Annotated in this window: 13 protein-coding genes and 1 pseudogene; 6 read left to right on the plus strand and 8 right to left on the minus strand. The window is 55.1% G+C overall.

The features are described 5' to 3' along the window. Positions 1-5: 5 nt before the first annotated feature. Both ACZZ0O_RS09085 and ACZZ0O_RS09090 read left to right on the plus strand, forming a co-directional pair. Entirely contained in the window at positions 6-1,106 is a 1,101-nt protein-coding gene (locus ACZZ0O_RS09085) for a DNA cytosine methyltransferase (RefSeq protein WP_463602925.1), read from the plus strand. Between the two features lies 1 nt (position 1,107). Further along, positions 1,108-4,248 (plus strand): N-6 DNA methylase, encoded by a 3,141-nt coding sequence (locus tag ACZZ0O_RS09090; protein ID WP_463590592.1) that lies wholly within the window; start codon positions 1,108-1,110, stop codon positions 4,246-4,248. Between the two features lie 59 nt (positions 4,249-4,307). Here ACZZ0O_RS09090 and ACZZ0O_RS09095 read toward each other — a convergent pair. The 3 genes and pseudogenes from ACZZ0O_RS09095 to ACZZ0O_RS09105 all read right to left on the minus strand — a co-directional run. Next, a pseudogene (locus tag ACZZ0O_RS09095) lies at positions 4,308-4,958 on the minus strand (IS4 family transposase); the annotation flags it as partial. A 23-nt stretch (positions 4,959-4,981) separates the two neighbouring features. Beyond that, on the minus strand, positions 4,982-5,566 hold the full coding sequence (locus tag ACZZ0O_RS09100) for a transposase (protein ID WP_463592427.1): 585 nt from the start codon (positions 5,564-5,566) through the stop codon (positions 4,982-4,984). A 25-nt stretch (positions 5,567-5,591) separates the two neighbouring features. Next, positions 5,592-6,290, minus strand: coding sequence for a transposase (locus tag ACZZ0O_RS09105; protein WP_463590593.1), 699 nt, complete (start codon positions 6,288-6,290; stop codon positions 5,592-5,594). 333 nt (positions 6,291-6,623) lie between these two features. Here ACZZ0O_RS09105 and ACZZ0O_RS09110 point away from each other — a divergent pair, with 333 nt between their 5' ends. Beyond that, positions 6,624-7,103 (plus strand): hypothetical protein, encoded by a 480-nt coding sequence (locus ACZZ0O_RS09110; RefSeq protein ID WP_463590594.1) that lies wholly within the window; start codon positions 6,624-6,626, stop codon positions 7,101-7,103. Between the two features lie 9 nt (positions 7,104-7,112). Beyond that, the gene (locus ACZZ0O_RS09115) at positions 7,113-8,051 is read left to right on the plus strand and encodes an XVIPCD domain-containing protein (RefSeq protein ID WP_463590595.1); all 939 of its coding nucleotides are present in this window, start codon (positions 7,113-7,115) and stop codon (positions 8,049-8,051) included. Positions 8,052-8,273: 222 nt separating this feature from the next. Here the strand turns inward: ACZZ0O_RS09115 and ACZZ0O_RS09120 are convergent, their stop codons facing one another. From ACZZ0O_RS09120 to ACZZ0O_RS09140, 5 genes are all read right to left on the minus strand, one after another. After that, positions 8,274-8,654: a hypothetical protein gene (locus ACZZ0O_RS09120; RefSeq protein WP_463590596.1), complete on the minus strand. Its 381-nt coding sequence runs from the start codon at positions 8,652-8,654 to the stop codon at positions 8,274-8,276. 795 nt (positions 8,655-9,449) lie between these two features. Further along, positions 9,450-10,148, minus strand: a complete 699-nt coding sequence (locus ACZZ0O_RS09125; RefSeq protein ID WP_463590597.1) for a transposase — start codon at positions 10,146-10,148, stop codon at positions 9,450-9,452. Positions 10,149-10,542: 394 nt separating this feature from the next. After that, positions 10,543-11,952: a hypothetical protein gene (locus ACZZ0O_RS09130; RefSeq protein WP_463590598.1), complete on the minus strand. Its 1,410-nt coding sequence runs from the start codon at positions 11,950-11,952 to the stop codon at positions 10,543-10,545. A 63-nt stretch (positions 11,953-12,015) separates the two neighbouring features. Beyond that, on the minus strand, positions 12,016-12,654 hold the full coding sequence (locus tag ACZZ0O_RS09135; RefSeq protein WP_463590599.1) for a hypothetical protein: 639 nt from the start codon (positions 12,652-12,654) through the stop codon (positions 12,016-12,018). Between the two features lie 97 nt (positions 12,655-12,751). Continuing rightward, entirely contained in the window at positions 12,752-13,315 is a 564-nt protein-coding gene (locus tag ACZZ0O_RS09140; RefSeq protein WP_047128025.1) for a hypothetical protein, read from the minus strand. 716 nt (positions 13,316-14,031) lie between these two features. Here ACZZ0O_RS09140 and ACZZ0O_RS09145 point away from each other — a divergent pair. Beyond that, positions 14,032-14,448 (plus strand): SymE family type I addiction module toxin, encoded by a 417-nt coding sequence (locus ACZZ0O_RS09145; protein ID WP_115561173.1) that lies wholly within the window; start codon positions 14,032-14,034, stop codon positions 14,446-14,448. A gap of 1,176 nt (positions 14,449-15,624) precedes the next feature. Further along, complete coding sequence (locus ACZZ0O_RS09150; protein WP_463590600.1) at positions 15,625-17,445, plus strand: XVIPCD domain-containing protein; 1,821 nt, start codon at positions 15,625-15,627, stop codon at positions 17,443-17,445. Positions 17,446-17,541 lie beyond the last annotated feature (96 nt).

Consider the following 17,541-nt stretch of genomic DNA (forward strand, 5'->3'; position numbering starts at 1 on the left):
AAAAAATGAAAAAAAAAAATGGCGAGCCTAAAATCCAAATCACTGGTCCTAGCGTTATTTCGCTTTTCTCTGGCTGTGGCGGAATGGACTTCGGGATCAAGGCCGCCGGTGGCAGGATAGTTTTTAGTAACGATATCTTGACGGATGCGTGTAAGACCCTGGAAAAATATTTCCCGGATTCCACAGTATCCTGCGGAGACATCGCAGCGCTTCATGAGTTTCCCGAGGCGGATGTCGTGGTGGGAGGGTATCCCTGTCAATCCTTCTCAATGGCGGGGAATCGCGATCCAAAAAAGGATGCGAGGACGAACCTGTACAAGCAATTCCTCAGGGTCGTGAATCTGGTGAAACCCAAGTATTTTGTCGCAGAGAACGTCTCTGGCTTGAAACAGTTGGGCGCGGGTAGCTTTTTGGAGGAGCAAGAAAAGGCTTACAGGAACGCGGGCTACGAAGTGACTCACCACCTGTTGAATGCACGCGACTTCGGAGTGCCGCAATCACGTAAGCGGCTCTTCATAGTTGGTGTGAGAAAGGATCTCTCCCAGAGATTTTCTTTCCCAAGTGAGACTCATGGTAAGGCCACCAAGAAAGCACCTCATCTCTTGCCATACACATCGCATGGTGAAGCGATCAAAGATCTTCCTCTTTGGCCAGTCGGAGAATTTTATGAGCGGCCTCACGATCCGGAGGGGCATTTCTCCTGGTATTTCATGTCGCGAAATAGAAAGGCGAAGTGGGACGAGCCTGCCTTTACCGTTGTAGCCAACTGGAGGCACATTACCCTTCATCCGGCAAGTCCGACGATGAAGTTGACGTGGTCCAATTTAGCCGACGGCTGGAAACAGCGATGGGATTTTACGGATGAGTACGATCACTTGATCGATAGCGAGAAACGAGAGGTGCTAGAGCTCCCAAGGCGACTATCGTGGCGCGAATGTGCGCGCATTCAAACATTTCCTAGAGACTTTGATCCAGTAGGCGAGGTGGAGTCTAAGTTCACTCAGATCGGCAATGCAGTCCCGCCAAAACTGGCTGAGGTGATATTTCGGCATCTATTTTCGGGCGAGGGACTAATTGGTCTTGGGCGTAACCGAAAGGATCTCTGACATGGAAAGAGAGTGCTTGATTGATCACGCCTGTAGGGATCTGGTTTCTGCAGTTTCCAGTGCATCTGCTCGGGCAAAAAATGAAACGCAGCTTCGACATGAGATCGAGATTGCTCTTCAAGCTGCGTGCTTGTCGTTAGGCATTCCATGGACGCCATTCCAACTCGAGCGCGCTCTTAAGCGGAAAGGTGCTTCTACTAAATTCATAGATGTTGCACATGGCGGAGTTTTGATTGAGTACGAGCCGCCGAGGTGTTTCGCTGGAGCTCCAAACGCAAAGGCCAAGTACGCTCGGATGCAAGTGGAAGAGTACTCTCGCCTGATTTCTGCTGAGGAAGGTCGCACTCTTGACGACTACCTGCTGGTTGCATGGGATGGTGAATCGATAAATTTTGGAAGGCATTCTGCCGACAATGGCGCTTTTGGGTGGGGAGAGGTAGTTTCTTTTGACCTCCAGTCGGCGCAAAGGCTAATGTTTGCAATGCAATCAAGCAGTAAGCCTTTAGTCCATCCGAAGCTATTGCAAGCGCTAATTGGCCCTGATTCCACTTCAGGAACTCAGCTAATTCCTTTGCTTTATGACCGGATTTGTGCCGCTCAAAAAGATGGGTCAAGCAAGACTAGAATGCTATTCACAGAGTGGGGGCGGTTGTTTGCTCAGGTAGTCGGATTTCAACCCGATGGAATGAAGAAGCTTCTGAGGAGGCAAAAGCTCTCCCATGGACATGCGTATGAGGCTAATCCTTCGGCATACCTCTATGCGCTTAATACTTACGTTGCCATTGTTGCGAAGGTAGTTGTCGCGTCTGCCCTGCCACGGTCAACCCAAGACATTTTGGACAGTTCGGTTCCGGTGAAAACGAGGTTGGCCGCAGTTGAGAACGGAAGTCTCTATGAGGGCTCTGGCATTCTCAACATGCTCGATGGGGACTTCTTCTCCTGGTATCTGGATGACACCGGCTGGGCCACCTTGGAGGAAAGTCTCGGCAGCATGATTGGTAAGTTGGCTGGCATCGACTTTGAGGTTGCTAAGAAAGATGTAGCGGCTACGCGCGACCTTTTTAAAGGGATCTATGAAGAATTCATTCCACGCGAGATTCGTCATGCCCTAGGAGAGTTCTATACGCCTGATTGGCTTGCCGAACTGACGCTTGGAATGACTGAATGGACTGAGAGCGATTCGATGACAGATCCGGCATGTGGGTCTGGAACTTTTCTGCTTGAAGCGCTCCGTCGTCGTCTTCTTAGTGCGCGCTATTCAACAGCAAGAGAGTTGCTCAGGGGAATCAATGGGGTCGACCTCAATCCGCTTGCCGTACTAACGGCAAAAGCTTCACTGGCTGTTTTCGTGGCACCCTATCTCAACTCTGGTGATGCTATTCGACTGCCGGTCTATCTTGCGGATAGCATCAATCCAGCGAAGCCAGATGATGGGCTGTTTCCTGCGTTCAGGTACTCCTTGAGTACTGAGCTAGGCCTAGTTAATTTCTCAGTGCCACTTCTTCTAATAAAAAGTGACGCTTTCTTTCCGATATTCCGAAGAATCCGTGATCTCATAGACCAGGATAGGCCGGTAGAATGGATCATGAGTGATGTCGAGAAGGTGCTGACTCGCCATGGATTAGAGAAGTCTTTATCTCAGTTTCTTTCGGAGACGGTTCAGTCGCTCGTGAGCTTGCATGAGCAAGGTTGGAATGGGATCTGGTGTTCGATCGTGGCAGATAGATTTGCGGCTGGTGCTGTTGAACCATCGGCATATGTGTGTGGAAATCCGCCTTGGATAAAGTGGAGTAATTTGCCTCGAGATTACACCGATCGAATTCAACCTATGTGCAAAGAACTCGGGGTTTTTAGCGATGATAAATGGGTTGGTGGTATCGAGGGTGATGTTTCAACTGTGGTTGCGTTTCAGGCTATACGTACGTATCTAGCAACTGGCGGTCAGATGTGCTTGCTTCTTCCAGGGTCCATATTTGAAACGCCTTCAAGTGCTGGCTTCAGACGCATGTGCGTTGGTCCAGAGAAAATTTCTTGCGCAATTGAAAAAATAAATGACTTTGACGAGATCGCACCATTTGATGGTGTAAGTAACAGGCCAAGAGCCGTCCTTGTTCGTAAGGGGGCTGCAACTTCGTTTCCTGTGCCGTATCGACGCTGGACGGTAGGAGTCGGGTCATCGTCGACGGCCCGCAGTGCTGTAACTGCTGCGGAATTCGAGGAGATTGCATACCCTGAAGAACTTTGTGCATTTCCAGTTCCAGGCGGGGGCGGGAGACCTTGGATCGTAGGAATGTCTAGCGAGATTGAGGCGATAAGCGCAGTGTTCGGTGTGGCTAATCCAAGGTATCAGGCGCGAAAGGGTGTAACTGCTGATCGAAACGGCATTTTTTGGGTGAGGGAATCTAGTGTTCAGCGTGATGGCCTGATAACTATTACGAATGAGGCGGCAATCGGAAAGACCAAAGGGATTCCTCGGATTACCGCGCCAGTTGAGTCTCAGCACCTGTTTCCACTGTTGCGTGGCCGGGGCGTGTCGAAGTTTAGAGCAACGCCAGATCCCGAGCTAAGATACTTTGTGCCGCAGCGATCCATGCATGGAGATCCCAATCTCCATGATCATAGCCCGTACTCATATGCTTTTCTAAGAAACTTCAAGGACGAACTAGCCTCACGATCTAGCTTGAAGCGGTTCCAGAAGGGACAGCAGTACTATTCCTTATGGACAGTCGGGGAGTACACGTTTTCTCCTTACAAGGTGCTATGGAGGGAGATTGGGGGTCGTGGCTTTGAGGTTGCTTATGTTGGAAGTACTGATGTGGCAGGTCGAGAGGCAGTAGTTGTACCTGATCACAAGCTGTACTTCATTCCAATTGAAAGCGAGGAAGAGGCTGCTTTTGTCACGGGCTTCCTGAATTCCAGAACTGTGGCTCGTGCGGTGGCCTCATATGGTGCCGCTCTGAGTTTTGGTGTGAGTGTGAGTACGTATATCCACATTCCAACCTATGATCCAAGCAGTAAGCATATGAAGAGGATCGCGGAACTGGCAATGCGCGCAAGCAGGCAGACCGAAGCGATTTCGGATGAGACTTTTGATGAGATTGATGTCGCCGTCTCGAAACTTACGAAGGCGAGGCTGAGTTGAGTTCTTCGCGACAAAAAAGGGTCAATAACGGGGTCAGGTTCTTAGGTATCCCCACGTTTTTAAGGTACCAGGCTCATCTGCTCGCGCACTGCGTCGGGCAGTGAGCGCAAGCGTTCTAGCCAGCCTGAGACAGGTTCCATCGGCCAACGTCGGATCAACGCCTCGCGGCCGACACGCAGTGTCGAGTAGAGCTTGTGCTGACTGTTGCGGGGCGACAGCCAGTGCGCGATGCCGGTGGCTTCGCAGCCCAGCCCTGCCAGCCAGCTGACGAAAGTTGCCAGCGTGTTGAGCAACAACAGGATCTGCAACCGCTCACCGCGACGGGTCAGGCTGTCTTCCATCGCCTGACCGTAGCGATGCGACTTCAGATCACGAAATGCCAGCTCGATCTGCATCCTTCGTGCGTACAGGTTGACCAACTGCTTTGCGCTGGGCGCTTGTAACTGTGGGGAGGCAACGATCAGCCACGGCTCGCGCTCACGCGCTGCTGCTTTCAAACTTGATGATGCACGCGAGACCTTGGCAGGTGAGCGTCGATTGCGTTGCCGACGTCCCTGCGGTGTCTTGGCATAGAGCACCAGACGGCAATCGAGTGGATCGCTGCGATTGGCCTGCATCGGTGGCAATGCGTGTGCACGGTTGGATGCCAGCGCATGCAAGCGTCGGCTATCGATCCATTGCGCTGCATCATCGGGCACGTCTTGCGGCTTGGCAATAACGGGGTCAGGTTCACTTATAAGTCGATAGCGCTTGGCTTCCGTGGTCGATGAGCAGGCCTGACTCCCGCAAAGCGGCGGGTCTTGGCTTCGACCATCGCGCGGAAGGCATCATGGCTCAAAACTCGCTGCTGCTGTAGATGAAGGCGGATGCTGGCTAGCAGTTCGTCGGAAAGGGCTTCATCGAGCAGCGCGCGGTAGGCGTTGGATCGCTCAACAGAGTTGCTGCCAAGCGCAAGCCAACACTGATGTGGCGTCAGTGCGGAGTGCCCGCGCTGTCCCAGATTGGCTGGGCAGCTGGACCAGCGATACGTTGCTGGGTCGTCAGTCAGGTGAGCGCGCACTGGGTTGAGCTCAATGTAGCGATAGCAACGAAGGACGTAGTCAGCACTGTCTACCAAACAAGCTTTGTAGCGCCCTTCCCATAGCGTGCCGGTGCGTCCGTGGCGGCCATTGAACAGCGCCACGTAGTTGCGCCCAAGCCGCTGCATCAGCTGCCCGATCCGTCCCGTTGCAGGTGGCGTGGCAAGCAAGTGCACATGGTTGTCCATCAACACATAGGCGTGCAGCTGGCAGCCTGTGGCATGTAGGGCCTCATGCAGCGAATAACGGGATCAGGTTCACTTATCAGTCGATAGCGCTTGGCTTCCGTGGCCGATGAGCAGGCCTGACGCCAGCAAAGCGGCGGGTCTTGGCTTCAACCATGGCGCGGAAGGCATCGCGGCCCAGAACTCGCTGCTGCTTTAGATGAACGCGGATGCTGGCGAGCAGTTCGTCGGACAGGGCTTCATCGAGCAGTGCGCGGTAAGCGTTGGAGCGCTCAACCGGGTCGCTGCCAAGCGCAAGCCAACACGGATGGGGCGTCAGTGCGGAGTGCCCACGCTGGCCCAAGTTTGCCAGGCAACTGGACCAGCGACACGTCGCAGGGTCGTTAGTCAGGTGAGCGCGCACTGGGTTGAGCGCAATGTAGCGATAGCAACGAAGGACGTAGTCAGCACTGTCTACCAAACAAGCTTTGTAGCGCCCTTCCCATAGCGTGCCGGTGCGTCCGTGGCGGCCATTGAACAGCGCCACGTAGTTGCGCCCAAGCCGCTGCATCAGCTGCCCGATCCGTCCCGTTGCAGGTGGCGTGGCAAGCAAGTGCACATGGTTGTCCATCAACACATAGGCGTGCAGCTGGCAGTCTGTGGCATGTAGGGCCTCATGCAGCAGGTGCAGGTAGCGCAATCGGTCGCCATCATCGAGAAAGCAGGGCAAGCGATTGTTACCGCGCTGCACGATGTGCTGCGGGATGTCGGGAAGGTCGATACGCGGAAGTCTGGCCATCCGGCAAGACTCGCAGCAAGGCATTGGTGCTGATAGCGAGGACACCCTCCCGAAAGGCAAGGCCGCGGCCTGAAATCTGCGTAGGAAGTAAACCTCACCGCTGTTAGCGGTGTATAAATAAGCAGAGCCATAGACTCGCGACTTGCTATTCTTGCGTAAAGTGAAGGGATACACATGCAACGATACGGGCAACTACTGCTATGTGTTCTGGTCTGCGCAGGCATCTCGCTGCTGACAAGCTGCCAAGCACAGACAACCCCGACGCAGGACGTGCCAACGCGCGTTGTGGCTGATGGGCAGGTTCCCATCGTACGACCGTTGCAGTTGGCGGAGATGACCAGTCCGATGGTGGTCGAATTCAACGTGCAGCCTCCTGGCAAGAATGCTACTGGCACGCTCTTCCTGGGTATCCGTGTCGGTGACGAGGATGCTCTGAAGTCCCTTGAAGCTGCTCAAGCGCTCCGCAGATCTGGCTTGCACGCTGAGCTTGTTCTGAAACGGCTTGAACCAAGCGGCGCAACCAACATGCCATTGGTGCGTGTTGAATCGAGGCCAGGAGTTCCAGCTCAGACCATCGCTGTGAGTGCAGACGGCCGTGTTCCAGGCGTGTGGCTGGACGATGTGGATGGCTCGTCCCTTCAATCTGCGGGTCTGGAATCTCAAGAGCGTCGCTACACGCAGCTTGCCTTCGCATGGGCGCAAGGAATTCAGCCTGGCAAGTATCAGTTGAGCATCAGGCTGCTTGGCCAGCCGCCGCAGCTTGCATCGATCGAATCCGAGTTGCTGGTCGCTTACCGACACAAATCAAAGTAGGAAACCCTCATGGACGATAAATACACTGTCACTCTCTACGTTGCCGCGCCGGGGACACCGCTTCTTGATGGTGGAACATCGGCAGCAGGGCACATGTACTTCGCAGTCACGCACGGGAAGGAACAAACCAGCTTCGGGTTTGCGCCCATCGAGCACGGCGTGATGAAAGGGCCTGGAACGGTCTACAACAACGATGCCGATCAATACCAAAAGCCTTTCTACCAACGCACGATGGAGATCAGCAAAGACCAATACGAGAAGTTGATGGAATTTGGTGCGAAGCCCGGCGAACATGGCTTCAATACGCAGTATCACGGCGCGATGAATAGTTGCATCGATTACACGTGGGGCGCAATCAATTACGCTGGTCTGCATCGTGCCGATCTGAAGTTCATACAGGATAAGGACTTCGAGGGCGGACTGAAACCGCTCAGCAACGTTGAATATATCCGTAGTATCCAAGCTCCTGTTCCCGACAGCGAATTGAACACTGAACAGTACAACCCGATGCCGGAGCGGACACTCCTGCAACGCGTGATCAGTGATGCGCAGTTGCCAGATAAGGATCGTGAGATGCTCAACACGATTCGGGATCAGGTTGCAGGCATCGATCAACAACATGGCAGGACCTACGATGCGACTAGCGAGAAGATTTCAGCTAGCTTGTTGGCAACCGCGAAGGAAGGCGGACTGAACCGAGTAGACCACGTGGTCCTCGGAAACACTCCCGGTGATGGAGCAGGCCAGCGCCTATTTGTAGCGCAAGGCGAGTTGGATAACCCTGCTCACCTTAGAGCATCGATAAAAGCCGAAGAAGCAGCAAGAACACCCGTCGAGCAGTCATTCGCAAAGGTCGAGCAAATCTCTAACGCTCAACAAGAACGTGCATTGGCAGCACAGCAGGAGCCTGCACTTGAGCAAAGCAGGGCGCCGATGCAGATGGGTTGATCGCCGTTCGTTTGGCTGGGAAAGAGAGTCGGTTAGTGAGGGAATAGCTGGGTCAGGGTGCTTATCGGTCGGCGGCACTTGGCTTGCGTGGCCGATAGGTGAGCTTGACGCCGGCGAAGCAGCAGATTCTTGCTTCGAACGTCGTATGGGGGACGTCATGGCTGGGCTGCGCTGCTGTCATGGATAATAGCGAATTACGGTTGTATCGTTCTTTGATCTGAATTAAAAGATCAACGTTTCTTCGGTGTCTGCGTAGACCAGCACTAACTTTTCGCCTCCATACGGCACAGCGGCCTTAGATATCCATGGCTCATTTTTTGGAACCTCAACTTTTGCCATGGCGTCACACTTCTCATTGATGCTGCATCTGCGAATAGCAATGCGCAATACGCCGTGGTCATTTGCGAAATCCACGCCGGGAGAATAAAAAAGGCTTTCTGCAGTTGCATGGTAGCTAATTCGGATTAAGTTGCTTTTTGCTTTCTCGATCTTGACCGGATGAACGTCCTTCTTCTTGTAATCAGAGCTTATATTTCCTCCTGTACACGCAGTCAACGTTGATATCGCAAATAATCCCGCAGCAAGAGTCAGTCTGATTTTCACATTCACATCAATGCCTATGTGTAAGTTCATTAAAAAAGTCGGCGCCTATTCTCCAATGTGCTGCGGAGCTCGGCTCACTACAAGCTTGCTTAGATGGATTCCGTCTGCGGAATGAAATCCGACCATCCAGGTAGCGGGTACAGGTGGCGCGGCCACCGATGGCTGCGTCTCTTTCACGACAGGAGAAAGCGTGCACAGCATCGATGCTTTGTAACCTGCGCCGGGAGAGCTCAACGCTTGGCAGCGAAATCCAAGATCCTCAAGGTTCTTCTGCGCAGTCGTAAGTGGCGATCCGATAGGATTAGCGGCCTGAAGCTCTTGCCTTGCGTTTGAGGCAAGCTGCTGAGTATTAAAGCCGGGCCCTGAGTCTTGCTGCATGGCAGAGCACCCCAATATGAAAAGGAGGCTAGCCGCTGCCAGCGTTGCTAGAGAACTATGGGCATGAGAATTTGTTTGCATGATTTAAGAGCTCCGCCGCGATCACACGCATGACCATCCATGTGGATTTTGGTTGCAAGTATGCTTCCATGAGGCAGTGGAGCTATGGCGCAACATAGTCCGGTTTAACTTTACCTTGTTTCACCCCAGTCTATGCGTCGGTCGCTGCCACATCTTTCCCCTTGCTCTTTAACGCCATGTCGAACAAATACTCATAGGTCTGCAGCTTACCTCTAGCCGACGTGGCTACCCAGCATGTCATCCAGAGGAACAGCAGGAAAATGCCAAATATGGCTGTCAATGGAGACATCGCCAGGATAACGGGGTCAGGTAGGATAACGGGGTCAGGTTAACTTATCAGTCGGCGGTGTTCGGTTTGCGTGGCCGATGAGCGGGCCTGACGCCCGCAAATCGGTGGGTCTTGGCTTCGACCATTGCGCGGAAAGCGTCGTGGCCCGGGGCTCGCTGCTGCTGTAGATGAAGACGAATGTTGGCGAGCAGGTCGTCGCAGAGGGCTTCATCGAGCAGAGCACGGTAGGCGTTGGATCGTTCGATCGGGTCGCTGCCAAGCGCAAGCCAACAGGGATGTGGTGTCAGTGCGGAGTGCTTGCGCTGGCCTAGGTTGGCTGGGCAGCTGGACCAACGATACGCTGCCGGGTTGTCGGTCAGGCGAGCACGCACCGGATTGAGCTCAATGTAGCGATAGCAGCGACTGACGTAGTCCGCACTGTCCACAAGACACGCTTTGTACCGCCCTTCCCATATCGTACCAGTGCGCCCGTGGCGGCCATTGAACAATGCTACGTAGTTTCGCCCAAGCCGCTGCATCAGTTGCCCGATCCGTCCCGCATCAGGTGGCGTGACTAGCAAGTGCACATGGTTGTCCATCAAGACGTAAGCGTGCAACTGGCAGCCTGTCGCGTGCAGGGCCACATGCATCAGGTGCAGATAGCGCAATCGATCGCCATCATCCAGAAAGCAGGGCAAGCGGTTGTTTCCGCGCTGCACGATGTGCTGCGGGATTCCGGCAAGTTCGATGCGTGGAAGTCTGGCCATGGCACAAGACTCGCAGCCAGGCATTGGTGCTGATATGGAGGAAACCTCTCGAGAGCTGACGACATAGCCTGAAATTTGCGTAGGAAGTGAACCTGACCCCGTTAGCTGCCACCCCGTTAGCTGCCGTCAGCTGCGGACCCCGTCAGCTGCGTCGAAGCGATGGGTTCTTGGGCGCCGATCACCAGCAACCTCGCTCGCCCCCTTCCCAAATTGTTGCCTTCTCCTGCTCATCCATGAATTTCCCAATATCCTGCGGAGCTCGATTCACTACCAGCTTGCTCAAATAGGCTCCGTCAGCAGAATAAAAGCCGACCATCCAGGTAACTGGTACAACTGGCGCTGCCGCCGGTGGTTGCGCCTCTTTCACGCGGACTAGTAGCACCTATGGAGACGGTCAATTGCTTGCAGGGCAGTACTTTTCAATCCAACTCTGCGCCAGCTGGCTAGCCGTGACTCGCTTGGTGTAGTAAGTGATGGGTAAGCCGATCCTGCCAGCCACACACTTCTCCACATAGTCATCCAGTGCGGCCACCATCGCATTGATATCGACGATTTTTTCCTCCCCATCATCACTCTCCTTTAGATCCGAGAGCATGCTCTCCATCTGGTCTGACTTCGTCGCAACAAAGCTCTGGCCCGAATGTTCAGTAGGTTCTGCAAGTGCGATTGGGTCCTGGAGGTTTTGTCGCACTCCCTGAACTTGGAGCGAGGCCTTCATCGATTCCGATGCATCGTAACCCGATAGCTCCAGGGCGCCGATGTTGAACTGGTTCAGTGTGGCGGACGAGCTCGAACCGATGGTGGTCAGCGTGCACTGCGACACGATGTTCTGTGAGGACAGTAATAACTTGGCATCATCGCCGAACGAATTGCCCATGCCAGAAACGCCATTGACGCTTCCAAACCAGTTTCCGATCGTGAACTGGGTTTGCAGTGATGAAGCGACGCCTTCCATAGCTGTATTGATCTGCGTAGTGCTGCTGATGTGGGCCATCCCGATGAAGCAAGAACCCAAAGTGGCTCCGGAGATGACAGTCAGCGCCTTGTCCCCCGTTGTATCTGGCCTGGCTGCGATGTCTTGCATGGCAGAGAGTGAACCAGTCTTGATCGTCTCGTCAGGGAAGCACGCATTGAACGCCTGGATGCCCTTGTCTGCATCGAGGATCAATGGAGCGAGCAACACAGCATCTTTGTGAACGCAACTGACGGCGATAACGAGTGTTCCAGCGATGCTATGGTCCCTGATCTGGCTATGGACCTGGCTTGCCGAAGAGCGCAAAGCTTGGACAGCAAGCGCGCTACCCAGATGACTGACATGCTTGCTGATGAACTTCGCTACGTTGGAAGCGTGAGTTCCGGCGTCCAGGTTGCTGGAGTCAAAGCTGAAGTACTGAGCATGCATTCTCAGGCCATCCGCAGAAAGCGGCACCTGTTTGATATGGCTTCGGTTATAGTCGATGGGAGACTCTGTCGAATCGCTGATGCTCGGCACCGTGGCGTGCAAAGACTGCGTATCCTTGACTGCTTTGATCTTGGCTTTGGCATAGGACTCAGCGGCTTCGGAAATCGACCTGTCAAGCTGTGCCCGCTCCGCGTCCAGTTCCGTCGTGTCGATACCCATCATGGCGAGCTCCTGGGACGTCATGTCCAGTGCGTGCTTGACTGCGATCAAAGAATTTAGCGTGTTTTCGGCGGCATCTGCAGGTGCCTGGGTGGAGGCGATCTGCTCGAGCATGTCGAGCCGCTCTTTACTAACTAGGTTGCCGAGCGCTAAAGCGGGGTCATAGGGGATGTTGGATGGCATTTAGAAACTCCTATGAAGCGAAGGTCATCGACTAGCAGGATATCAGTACGCTTGCAGCTGCATCTAGGCGGAATTGCGCGAAGTTATTCCATCACTTTCAAACGTCGATTTTGATGCAGGATCATTGATTCGTTTGATCCAAATCTCGCCGGCATCGGTCGCCTTTTTCTCTACGTCGCAGCGCCACAAGCTAATGAACGCACCAATCCCGCACAGTGCTGCAGCAGTTGCGTAGATCCATTGCGGGAGTCCGCTAACGAGGGTCGCGACATATGTTGCGCCCATTGCCATGGATGCAAGCAGGAAGTAGCGCACCAACGACCAGCGGTGATTCAGCCATCTGCGAACTGCACGCTTGTGCCGGGTGTGAGCCCAGCGCACCGTTTGGGTGTCTGAATCGTAAAGGTAGTACTCCCATATCTCCGAAAGGTCCATCAGTGCCTGGCTGCAGTACGGGTGGTTCAGGGCGATGCGAATGACATGAGCAGGTAAGAGTTGCCCATAGAGATGGCGAACGGTGACCTCAAGCCAGAGATCGTCATCTGCGCGCTTGGGGTCCCAGTGCTCCAGAAATTCTCGTCGATTTTGGCTTCGCCTGCCATGAAGATCGAAGAAGCCGCGCGTTGTATAAATGATGAGCGCAAACAACACGATTGGGATGAGTAGGCCAGGGCCACCGGCAGCGATCATATCCTTGAACATTCACCCCTCCTCAATGCGCGTGAAGACCACGATGGTCGGCGGAAGTTTGGACGCAAGATCGGAATCTGACTTCACGTCTGCGGATGCCGATTCGCGTTCAGTTCGTGACCGGAAGGGCAGCGATCCTGGAAACACCGGGCAGCCGCTGTGTATAGAGCTTGGCCATGTCATCGGGGTTGACCACATGTGCAAAGTGCTCGAGGCCGATGGTCAGGAAATCACCATGGCGGCCATCGCGCTTGATTCCCACTTCAACGGCCTTGAGCGCGCTGATCCAATACCAGGAGACGTTGTCATTGTCCTCGCCTCTGTAGGCGTACCAGAGCGGGATACGGAACATGCGCTCGAACGCGACCGCTTTCAGCAGCTCTTTCTGCAGGCTTAGTGTGAAGCAGGGCGAGCCGTCCCACTCCTTCAAGTCGAAGTTTTTGGCGTCAACTGCAATCAGTCCGATGGAGTCGAGCAGGACCATGAAATCCGGTCGCTTGATCTCGCCTGTGAAGAGTGGGGCGAAGCTTTCCCTTGCCTGGCAGACCGCAACGTAGGACAGGCCAGAGTCGCCGAGCCACTTGCAGAGATCCGTTTCCCCGATATCGCCTTTCTCCTTGATTGCCTCCTTGGTACCTACAATTGACTCCGAAATTCTTCGCAAGATTGACATGTCGTTCCTTCAAGTGGCGCGGAGCGCGGTATACCGAAAACAGCAAACCATTGCATCGGTCGCAGTGCACAACTCCTTGAGAACGAATCTTCGGTTTTGCGATACGAGTCACTGGCTGGGCGATCGATGCCAAGCATTCGAGGCGTGCTTGCCCTGCGGGCACGGAGTCAGGCAAAGGTCTTATGTGGCTATTGACACGCCATACCTTGCCCTAGCAATCTAATCCCAAGGAGCGTCGAAACTCCTCACGTAGCGGTTCCCACCTCCGTCAAACCGGTGGGTTTTTTGTGCCTGCATCCTGCAGGTACAAGCCGACGCAATGCCTGCGTCGGGAGGGCGGCTAATACAACACCCGCAAGGGGAATATGCCCGCCGGCTACGTGCGGTTTCGAACCTCCCGACATCCCGTCGCCGTTGGCGGCGGTTCTTGGGTTGTTCCAGGAGGGCGTTGCCATGTCTACCGCACTATCCATACCGGCATCTGTGCCGGTTGATCTGTTGCCAGCTTCCGCTCACCGCCTGCTGTTAGATGTAGGCGAGGTGCTGCGCCGGCGCGTCGCAAGCGCAGCTGTTGAGCAGGCGAGCGCCCATTCCGCGCATCCGCTGAGTTGCCAGCCCGCTGTGTTGCCGCACACCTTGCGCCGCCGGTTTGCACGCAAGGCCGTGGCGTTGCAGCAGCGCGTCGCCGCATCCACCAACCACCACCCGGAGGCGCCATGACACGCCGCCGCCCACCCACGGCATCTGCTAGCGCACGGCCCACCCGCACACGTACGCGCCCCGCGCCGCCCAAGCGCGTGCAGTGGGTCGTTGTGGAACCCGACCGCACCAAGCTTCCACCGATGCTGCCGCCCGACCCGGACGCCTCCCCGCAAGGCCCCGGCACGCTACGCGTACCCCGCCGCGCCCGCCGCCCGCGCCAATGCACCGTCAGCTACGCCCATTACCCAGGTGCCCACGACCACGCCGGCGACCAGCACGTGCCCCACGTCCGCCTCAGCGGCCTATGGCTGGAACAACTGGGCTTTGCCATCGGCACCAAGCTACGCATCACTGCGAGCGAAGGGCAGTTGTTGATGGAGGTGTTGCCGCCGGTGGATGCGCCGGTCGCATCCCGCACAGCGCGACGGTAGCTGGAACGAAGTCACAGCGACGGTATCGTGGTTCAACAGGGCAACCGTCCCGACCAAGGAAGCTCCATGATGACGATGCGAAGGAAAACGAAGTCTCGGGCCTTACATAACCAGGGGGCTGGGCCAGGGATGCGCAAGTTGATTGCTTTCCTTTCAACAGCACTTCTTGTGCTTGGCTGTAGCGCCATGTCCGCTGCGAAGCCGCGTCGGCCTGTTGCATATCCCACAGAACTCTATGGGGTATGGGACTTGGGCCCACAATCCTGCGAGCTACCAGTGAATCCTGATTCGGATTCGCCCATACATATCGAGGATGCCCGGTTGCGTGGGTACGAGCATCAGGAGACGCCGGTCTCAGTCAGGCTTGTCTCTACTAATCCGCACGCTTGGGCTATCTCCGCAATCGCGGATTTCGCACCAGGGACAAGAACTGATAATTTGTACGTCCTGAAGGGCGAACACCTAGTCATTTCTGACGGCGAGTCAGTCAGGCAATATCGTAGGTGTAAGTGATCGAGCTAGGTTGGTGTGATCAAGGAGAACCATCATGTCGGATGAGAATGAAAGCGCAGATTTTTAAACGCCCTGCTCGCTCCAAGGCCTTACGTGGCTGCCTGTGCCAACGGTCGATTTCTGTATGATTTTATTCGCACGCAAGGAATTTTCATGAAAATAAAGTCTGTTGGCTGCGTGGCGCTTGCGCTCTTCTTCATCACAGGATGTACGGTGGTATCCGCGGGCGCGGACATGAGTGCTCCATCCGGCGACTCGCTTTGTGAACAATCCCGTGGTTGGGGGGGCGCAGGTTCGACGCAAGCCCTACAAGTAAATCCACAGGTCTCCGAAGATGATGGCGGGCGTTCTTATCGCTTTGATCTTGGCGGTCGAGGCGGGTTGAAGCGCTTGGACGCTAGTTGTGGGTGGGGCTCATATGCGGAATGTAGCTTTGAGGCAGTCCGGTCCGATGGAGCAAGTTATCGCTTCTCAGAGATTTCCACGTTTGGCCTCTGGGAGACGCAACAAGGGTTGTATCTTGTTTACCGTATCGTCGCGCCGAAGGAAAAGGCCGCAGAAGGAAAGCGGAGAGTAGTGAGGGTGGGTAATCCGCCTGCAGAGATCTGCAATCAGATCGGGGACTACTCTAATTTAATGTAGTTTTAGATAAGGAGATCAGTGATGCCTATCGACTATCGCGAGCTTACCCAAGAGCAGTACAACGCGCTCACCGGTGATCTGGTCAAGCTCACTGAAAGCTTGCACGCGCGCTCCCAGGATGTCGGCGATGGTCGGGCCACAATCGGCTATGGCTATACATTTAATCGCTCAAACAATGCTGCGATCTGGGGTGAGTCCGGCATCGATCTCTCGGATGCGCAGCGCAGACAATTGGCAGCGATCGATGCTGCAGCCCCTGGAGATCGCACAAGGCTTGGTCTGCAATTTGATCGTACGCTCAATGCTGCAGAAGGGGACCGGCTGCTAGCCGCGTCCATGCCTGAGTACGAGCGGCCAATCAATGCGTTGAACATGCCAATGTCACAAGAGCGTGCGGCGCTTGTGTCGCTCGTCTACAACCGTGGCGCGGGTTCGTATAACACCAACATGCAACCATTTCGGGATGCTGTAGTGGCCGGAGATCGCTCCGAGGCCTGGTTCGAGATGCGCTACAACGCCTGGGGAAGCAATGCTGCTGCGGAAGCGGGCCTTCGCAAGCGTCGTGTACTGGAGTCCGAACTCTTTGGCCTTTACAGCGATCCAAATAACGTCACAAGCGACGAGGCGCTGTCTACTTACCAGATGTATCAGCAACATCGCGAGCGCATCAACCGTGACGAAGCTCGCTGGGGTGTGGGTATCGATGGAAATCCTGGCCAGCGTAACTTGATTGCAGAAGCTAATCGGGATTATGCAACCTTGTTGGAAGGGCGAGGCAATGTACAAACCCTTGCGGAGTCGTTGAATCCAGCGCGCTTGCGCCTGCTTTCTGACCTGCGTGAGCAACATCCTGAAATTGCAGATCGATTGAATAATGATGCATTCAACGCAGGCTCGATCCATGTAGATGCGGGTCGGGACTCTGCGCGGGTTGTCGTGGATGCCGATCACGCCGCGACAATCGATGCCACCCGCCGGAGGGACGGCGCAGAGGTCAGCAATAACGATCTGCTGTTAGGAGGCGGAGGTAATGACACCCTGATTGGCGGACAGGGCAACGACGTCCTGATAGGTGGGCCGGGCCATGACGTACTGCGTGGTGGGGCTGGTCATGACACCTACATCGTTAACGATGGTGATGTAGTGCAGGATGCCGACCGAAATGGTCAGCTATTTTGGAATGGCCGGCAACTGACCGGAGGCACCCGGCAAGCGGATGATCCAGAAGGTGTCTTTCGTAGTGCAGATGGTCAAACTACTTACCGTATCCAAGGTGCTGATCTGTTGATTGGCAACGAGCGGGGACAGTCGGTAACAGTGCAGGATTTCCAGTCAGGAAGCCTAGGCATCGAGCTCGGCCAAGCTCGTGTTCAGCGTGAGGGTGGTGCATCACGGACTGAACCAGGTGCGGTCAACATCCCGGAAAGCGGGACATATCAGCTGGCATCGCTATCCCAAGACCCGTTGCATCGCCAAGCCGAAGATGCGGTTCGTCGCCTTGAGCAGAGTCTTGGCAGAGAGTACGACGACAACAGTGCCCGGCTGGCAGCAAGCAGCGCACATCTGGCCAAAGAGCACGGGCTGTCGCGGATCGATAATGTCGTGCTGAGCGAGAACACCAAGTCCGTGCAGCAGGGCGAGAATGTCTTCGTTGTGGAAGGCGCGTTGAACGATCCCGCTCACAAGATGGCGCATATGAAGACGAGCGAGGCGATAGCGCAGCCCGTCGAGCAATCCTTGGCGCAATTGCAGGCCTTTGGCGAAACGCAGCGCCAACAGCAATCCCAGCAGCAGGAGCAACAGCGAGAGCAGTCGATTGCGCCTCAACACCGGATGGTGTGAGACCTAGTGCAATTTGTCTGGGGCTCTTACACGCTCCGTCAACCGCACGCTGTAGGGAGGTAGGCGAGGTGCTGTGCCGGCTGGCCGCTTCTGGTA

It is taken from the genome of Xanthomonas sp. AC360 (assembly GCF_979258225.1).